Annotated in this window: 8 protein-coding genes; 3 read left to right on the forward strand and 5 right to left on the reverse strand. The window is 65.4% G+C overall.

The annotated features are described in order from the left end of the window. Positions 1-45: 45 nt before the first annotated feature. The 5 genes from HNP71_RS12755 to HNP71_RS12775 form a co-directional block, all read right to left on the reverse strand. Positions 46-258, reverse strand: coding sequence for a dodecin (locus tag HNP71_RS12755; protein ID WP_183267329.1), 213 nt, complete (start codon positions 256-258; stop codon positions 46-48). Between the two features lie 103 nt (positions 259-361). Beyond that, the gene (gene dnaQ / locus HNP71_RS12760; RefSeq protein ID WP_183267330.1) at positions 362-1,036 is read right to left on the reverse strand and encodes a DNA polymerase III subunit epsilon; all 675 of its coding nucleotides are present in this window, start codon (positions 1,034-1,036) and stop codon (positions 362-364) included. Then, the gene (gene coaE, locus HNP71_RS12765) at positions 1,033-1,617 is read right to left on the reverse strand and encodes a dephospho-CoA kinase (RefSeq protein WP_183267331.1); all 585 of its coding nucleotides are present in this window, start codon (positions 1,615-1,617) and stop codon (positions 1,033-1,035) included. Before coaE ends, dnaQ begins: the two co-directional genes overlap by 4 nt. Beyond that, positions 1,614-2,438, reverse strand: a complete 825-nt coding sequence (locus HNP71_RS12770) for a shikimate dehydrogenase (RefSeq protein ID WP_183267332.1) — start codon at positions 2,436-2,438, stop codon at positions 1,614-1,616. The genes coaE and HNP71_RS12770 overlap by 4 nt, the downstream gene beginning before the upstream one ends. Next, entirely contained in the window at positions 2,435-3,562 is a 1,128-nt protein-coding gene (locus HNP71_RS12775; protein WP_183267333.1) for a glycosyltransferase 87 family protein, read from the reverse strand. The genes HNP71_RS12770 and HNP71_RS12775 overlap by 4 nt, the downstream gene beginning before the upstream one ends. A 43-nt stretch (positions 3,563-3,605) precedes the next feature. Between HNP71_RS12775 and HNP71_RS12780 the strand changes: the two genes are divergently transcribed. Genes HNP71_RS12780 through HNP71_RS12790 form a run of 3 tightly spaced genes read left to right on the forward strand, consistent with a single transcriptional unit; the run spans position 3,606 to position 6,056 of the window. Further along, positions 3,606-4,799, forward strand: a complete 1,194-nt coding sequence (locus HNP71_RS12780) for an aspartate aminotransferase family protein (protein ID WP_183267334.1) — start codon at positions 3,606-3,608, stop codon at positions 4,797-4,799. Next, positions 4,796-5,731 carry an ornithine carbamoyltransferase gene (gene argF, locus HNP71_RS12785; RefSeq protein ID WP_183267335.1) on the forward strand — a complete coding sequence of 312 codons (936 nt, stop codon included), beginning with the start codon at positions 4,796-4,798 and terminating at the stop codon, positions 5,729-5,731. Before HNP71_RS12780 ends, argF begins: the two co-directional genes overlap by 4 nt. 49 nt (positions 5,732-5,780) lie before the next feature. Then, positions 5,781-6,056: a 4a-hydroxytetrahydrobiopterin dehydratase gene (locus HNP71_RS12790; protein ID WP_183267336.1), complete on the forward strand. Its 276-nt coding sequence runs from the start codon at positions 5,781-5,783 to the stop codon at positions 6,054-6,056. Positions 6,057-6,168: the final 112 nt, after the last annotated feature.

Below are 6,168 nucleotides of genomic sequence, written 5' to 3' on the forward strand. Positions count from 1 at the left end.
GGCCAAAGCGGCCACACCGGAACGTGGCCGCTTTGGCCGATATGTTTAATCACCGTCGAGGGTGAAGCCCACATTCAGCCCGACTTGGTAGCGCACGGCCTTGCCGTCGCGGATTTCGCCTCGAACCTGCGTGACCTCGAACCAGCGAAGATTTCTTATTGTCTTGCTCGAACGCGTGATCGCCGAGTTGATCGCGTCCTCCACGCTGGTATCCGACGTCCCGACGAGTTCGATTTTCTTATAGACATGGTTTTCCATGGCATTTCCCCTTTATGGTCTTGGCCCGTAATGCGGGCATGGCCGGCGTAACGGCCCGGCATAAGGAGGCTAAGCGAATTCTCCGGGTTTTCCCAGAATTTTCCTATTCCCGCCGCCAGACCGGCTCCTTCAGCTTGCCTATGAACGCCTCATGCGCCTCAAGCTGTTCCGCCGTGGGCTGGAACAAATGCTTCGCGCGGTTCTTCGGCGCCTCGTATTGCGCAAAGGCCAGGCCCTGCTCGGTATCCAGCGTCAGCCCGCGCTGGCGCCCGCCGGTCAGCTCCACATACACGTCGGCCAGCAGCTTGCAGTCCAGCAGCGCGTTATGGGTGGTACGGGCGGAAAGGTCGATCTCGAAACGGCGGCACAGCGCGTCCAGGCTGTTCGGCATGCCGGGGAAGCGCTGTTTGGCCAGCACCAGCGTGTCGATCATACGCGCCTTGTCCAGCTTCGGGCGGCCAATGCGCTCCAATTCAGCGCTAATGAACGCGAAGTCGAATGGCGCGTTATGCGCGACGAGCGGATCGTTGCCGAAGAATTCCAGCATCTTGTCGGCCACATCGGCGAATTTCGGCTTACCCTCGACATGCGCGTTGGTGATGCCATGCACACGCGTGCTGTCCGAGGGGATGTCCCGCTCCGGGTCGAGCAGAGCGTAGAACTGGTTCTCCGTCGGCAGATCGTTGATCAGCTCGATCGCCGCGATCTCGATCACGCGGTCGCCGGTCAGCGGTTCGAACCCCGTGGTTTCCGTATCGAACAAAACGGACCGGCTCATAGGCCCAACTCCCCGATGATGCGCGCCACCTGCGCCCGCGTCTCCTCCAGCGCGCCGCCGGTCTCCACCACGTAATCCGCCCGGCGGCGCTTCTCGGCATCGGGCATCTGGCGGGAGATAATCTCCTCGACATCCGCCAGCGGCACCCCACGCGCCAGCACGCGGGCAATCTGCGCCTCTCGCGGGCAGGAGACGGTGATCACCTTGTTCACCCTACCTTCCCCGCCCGTCTCGAACAGCAACGGGATGTCCAGCAGCACCGCGCGGCGCCCGTCCTTCTGCGCCGCCGCGAGGAATTCGGCCTCCATGGCCCGGACCATCGGGTGCATGATGGCTTCCAGGCGCTTCATCGCCACATCATCGGCCAGCACCTCGGCACGCAAGCGCGCACGGTCCAGCACGCCGTTATTCACAGCATCGGGGAAAGCAGCGGCCAGGGCCGGAATCGCGGCACCGTTGGGGGCCTGCAGGGCGTGCACCGCCTCGTCGGCATTGAAGCTTGGCACGTCTCGTGCCGCGAACATGGCGGCGACGGTGGATTTACCCATGCCGATGCCGCCGGTAAGGCCCAGCACCATCATGCGGCGACAATCCGGTATAATTCCTCGTCCACCCTTGGGGTCACCCCGAACCAGGCGGTAAAGCCCGGCACAGCCTGGTGCAGCAGCATCCCCAGCCCTTCCACTGGCTTCAGCCCGCGTTGGGCGGCTTCGGCCAGCAGAGCCGTCTCCAGCGGGGCATAGACGATATCGGCCACCGCCAAACCGGACGCGGCGCGCTCCAGGCTCATTTCCAGCGGCGGATTATGCATCATGCCGAGCGAGGTGGTGTTCACCACCAGCGCGTAATCTCCCAGTGCCTCGGCACGCCGCCCCCAGGGCAGCACCTTGGCGGACGGCAGTGCGGCGGCCAGGGCCTCGGCGCGATCCTGGGTGCGGTTGCACAAAGTCACGGCAGCCCCCTCGGCCTGCAACGCCGCCGCGATGGCCCGCGCAGCCCCCCCCGCGCCCAGAATCAACGCAGGTCCCGCCGCCGGGTTCACCCCATGCGCGCGCAGATTGGCGACGAAGCCGTAGCCATCGGTATTGCGGCCTTCGATACCCTGGGGCGTGAACACCAGCGTATTCACCGCCCCCGCACGATGCGCGGTCTCGTCCACGCGGTCGCACACGGCAAACGCCGCCTCCTTATGCGGGATCGTCACATTCGCCCCGGCGAATCCGGCCTGAGCCAGGGCACGCACCACGGCGGCGAAATTCTCCGGCGCCACCGGCAGCGGCACATAAGCGCCGTCGATACCATGGCGCTCCAGCCATGTGCCATGAATGCGCGGGGAGCGGGAATGGGAGACCGGCCAGCCGATGACACCGGCGAGCCGGGCGGAACCGGTCAGGAGTCTCATGCGCGGACAGCACCACGCCGCCACGCGCTTGCCAAGAGCAGCCCCAGCCCCAACGGCACCAGATGCGCGTATTGCGGCGCCCAGGGCAGCAGCCCAGGCCCAAACCAGGCGAGGAAATACAGCACCGGCTCCCCCGTGACGAAGCCTGTGGCAAGCCCCTCCTCCACCAGCAGCGCCGTGGCCAGCGCCGCGCCCAGCAGGTCGTAATCGTGCAGATACGGGCTGGCGAGCAGCGAAAGAACCAGCAGCGCCGGGACCGAGCGCGTCCACAGCCCTGCCAGCACCGCCGCCAAGCTCACCGCGCCCTGCGCCGCCAACGCCCCCTGCACGCCCAGATACGGCTTGGCGGCGGCGAATACGCTGACCAGCCCTCCCGCGAATTCCGGCGGCTGGCCGGTGAGCAACACATTGCTCATCATCGGGCTGGTGTAGTTGATGAACCCCTGCCATGCCCCCAGCCCAAACGCCCAAAGCGAGGCGGCGGCCAACGCGACCGCCGCCAGCGCCGCATATAAAAAGGCAATGGGCGAGCGGCGCAGCAGATAAAGCGGCAGCACCAGCCCGAGCTGCGGCTTCACCGTGGCGAGGCCAATCAGCACGCCGCCACAGCGCGGGCGCCTAGCCAACAGCAGCAGCCCACCGCCGATCAGCGCCGTCATCAGCGCCGCGTTCTGGTGCTCCATCGCGCCTTCCAGCGCCGCCGGGGCCAGCAGCACGGCCGCCACGAACCACCAGCTCTTGCCCGCGAAGCGCAGCACCAAAGCCAGCAGCGCCAAGGTCAGGGCGTCGAAGGCCAGCACCGCGTGCCAAGGGGAGAGCCAGCCGAACCCGGCGGCGATCAGCCCGTAACTCGGCGGGTAGCTCCACAGATGATACGGCAACTTGCCATACAACCCCTGCAAAAACGCCTGATAGGCCGTGTGGTCGAACAACACCGGCAGCTGGCGGTTGAGCAGCAGGAAGCCCCCGGCCCAGAAATCCAGCCCATCGCGCAGGGCCTTGCCCACCAGCCCCTGGCGCTGGCCCCAGAGAATCGCATAACCCTCAAACAATGACGGCAGGGTACAGAACAGCACCAGAAGACTGAGTTTAACACGGTGCTGGAATTGACTTTTTTGGGCCATATGCGCTTTATTCCGGGCTTTCCGACGCCTTGAAAGCACATCCATGATTTCCGCGCTAATGCCGAATTACAATCGGGCCGATATCGCCTTCGAACACGGCCAAGGGGCCTATCTGTTCGATGAGTCGGGGCGCCGATATCTGGATTTCGGCGCAGGCATCGCCACCTCCTCGCTGGGGCATGGGCATCCTCATCTGGTGCGGGCCATCGCCGAGCAGGCGGCCAAGGTGATCCACGTCTCCAACCTCTACCGCATCCCGCAGGCCGAGCGTCTGGCGGCGCGCTTTGTCGAGGCTAGCTTCGCGGACAGCGTGTTCTTCTGCAATTCCGGCGCGGAAGCGAATGAGGGGCTGGTGAAGGCGATGCGCAAGACGCATGCCGATGCCGGGCACCCGGAGCGCACGCGCGTCATCTGCTTCGAGGGCGCGTTCCACGGCCGCACGCTGGCGATGATCTCCGCCACCGGCAACCCCAAATATCAGGCCGGGTTCGGCGCCCCCGTCGAGGGCTTCGACCATGTCGCCTTCAACGACATCGACGCCGTGCGCGCGGCCATCGGGCCCGAGACGGCGGGCGTGCTGGTGGAGCCCGTGCAGGGCGAAGGCGGTGTGCGCCCGGCGGATCTGCAGTTCCTGCGCGACCTGCGCGCGCTGTGCGACGAAACCGGCATCCTGTTGGGGTTCGACGAGGTGCAGTCCGGCATGGGCCGCACCGGCAAGCTGTTCGCGCATGAATGGGCCGTGGTCTCGCCGGATGTCATCTCCGTGGCCAAGGGCATTGGCGGCGGCTTCCCGCTCGGCGCGGTGCTGGCCAAGGAGAAGGTGGCCAAGGCGCTGGTGCCGGGCAGCCATGGCACCACCTATGGTGGCGGGCCGCTGGCCTGCGCGGCCGGAAACGCGGTGCTGGACGTGATCCTGGCCGATGGGTTCCTGGACCAAGTGCGCGACACGGCGGCCTATTTGCGCGCCGGGCTGCAAGCATTGGTGGCGGCGCATGGCAATGTGTTTACGCAAGTGCGCGGCGCTGGCTTGCTGCTCGGGCTAAAATGCGTGCCCGTGAATGGCGATGTGCAGAACGCCGCCCTGGCGCAGGGGCTGCTGACCGTGGCGGCGGGCGACAATGTGTTGCGCCTCGCCCCGCCGCTGATCGTCGGCAAGGCGGAATGTGACGAGGCTTTGGAACTGCTCGGCGAAGTGGCCGCGCAGATGGCGGAAAAGACGGAGGCTGCGGCAAAATGAGCGCTGCGATCGATTTGCGCGCCGGGGCTCCCCGGCATTTTCTGGATCTGCGGGATTTCTCCGCCGCCGAGCTGCGCGGGCTGATCGAGTCCGCTGCCACGCTCAAGCGCACCCGCCGCAACGGTAAAAAGCCGCTCACCGGCAAGACGCTGGCGATGATCTTCGAGAAACCCTCGACCCGCACCCGCGTCTCCTTCGAGGTGGCGATCCGCGAGTTGGGCGGCGAGGCCGTGGTGCTGTCCTCACGCGAGATGCAGCTCGGGCGCGGCGAGACCATCGCCGACACCGCGCAGGTGCTCTCCCGCTTTGCCGACGGCATCATGCTGCGCACCGATTCCGCCCAGAAGCTGCACGAGCTGGCGCGCCATGCCAACGTGCCGGTGATCAACGGACTGACCGATCTCTCGCACCCCTGCCAGATCATGGCCGATATCCTCACCTTCGAGGAGCATCGCGGGCCGATCGCCGGGCAGAAGATCGCATGGGTGGGCGATGGCAATAATGTCGCGGCGTCATTCATCGAGGCGGCGGCGCGTTTCAATTTCACGCTGCATCTGGCCTGCCCGGCCGGATACTGGCCCCGCGCCGAGGTGCTGGAATGGGCCAAGGCCGAGGGCGCCGATGTGGAAGTCGGCATCGACCCGGAAGCCGCGGTTGAAGGTGCTGCCTGCGTGGTGACCGATACCTGGCTCTCGATGTCCGATAGCCCGGACCAGGCCGCCGCGCGCGAGGCCGCCTTCGCGCCGTATCAGGTGACGCAGGAGCTGATGGCCCTGGCAGCACCCAACGCCATCTTCCAGCACTGCCTGCCCGCGCATCGCGGCGAGGAAGTGGCCGCCGAGGTGATCGACGGCCCAGCCTCCGTGGTGTTCGACGAGGCGGAGAACCGGCTGCACGCGCAGAAGGCCATTCTGGCCTGGAGCCTGGGGTAAATTTGCAAGCGGGGCATGACTGCCTATCTTCCGCTGAAGGAGACATGCCATGCCCAAGCTGCTCGACAAAACCGAACTGAAAACCCTGCCCGGCAAATGGGTGCTGGCGGAGGATGGCAAATCCATCCGCCAGAGCTTCAAGTTCAAAGATTTTACCGAAGCCTTCGCGTTCATGACGCGCATCGCCCTGCTGGCAGAGAAGGCGGACCATCACCCGGATTGGTCGAATGTGTATAACCAGGTGGAAATCAGCCTAAGCACGCATGAAGCGGGCGGGGTGACGGCGCGGGATATCGTGCTCGCCGAGGCTATCAGTAAGTTTTAAAAGTTTTTGCGGGTTTGGGGGCTTTTTTTAAAGGCTCTAGACCATTAATTTGATGAGTTCGGCGAGGATCGTATCAGGATCCTTGCCCCATCTCCACTCGCATTCTTTGAGG

Source organism: Acidocella aromatica (assembly GCF_014201825.1).
In the GTDB taxonomy this organism is placed as follows: domain Bacteria; phylum Pseudomonadota; class Alphaproteobacteria; order Acetobacterales; family Acetobacteraceae; genus Acidocella; species Acidocella aromatica.

Coding starts and splice junctions, on each gene's coding strand:
- HNP71_RS12755 (WP_183267329.1), bottom strand. CDS start 258: ATGGAAAACCATGTCTATAAGAAAATCGAACTCGTCGGGACGTCGGAT.
- dnaQ (WP_183267330.1), bottom strand. CDS start 1,036: ATGAGCCGGTCCGTTTTGTTCGATACGGAAACCACGGGGTTCGAACCG.
- coaE (WP_183267331.1), bottom strand. CDS start 1,617: ATGATGGTGCTGGGCCTTACCGGCGGCATCGGCATGGGTAAATCCACC.
- HNP71_RS12770 (WP_183267332.1), bottom strand. CDS start 2,438: ATGAGACTCCTGACCGGTTCCGCCCGGCTCGCCGGTGTCATCGGCTGG.
- HNP71_RS12775 (WP_183267333.1), bottom strand. CDS start 3,562: ATGGCCCAAAAAAGTCAATTCCAGCACCGTGTTAAACTCAGTCTTCTG.
- HNP71_RS12780 (WP_183267334.1), top strand. CDS start 3,606: ATGATTTCCGCGCTAATGCCGAATTACAATCGGGCCGATATCGCCTTC.
- argF (WP_183267335.1), top strand. CDS start 4,796: ATGAGCGCTGCGATCGATTTGCGCGCCGGGGCTCCCCGGCATTTTCTG.
- HNP71_RS12790 (WP_183267336.1), top strand. CDS start 5,781: ATGCCCAAGCTGCTCGACAAAACCGAACTGAAAACCCTGCCCGGCAAA.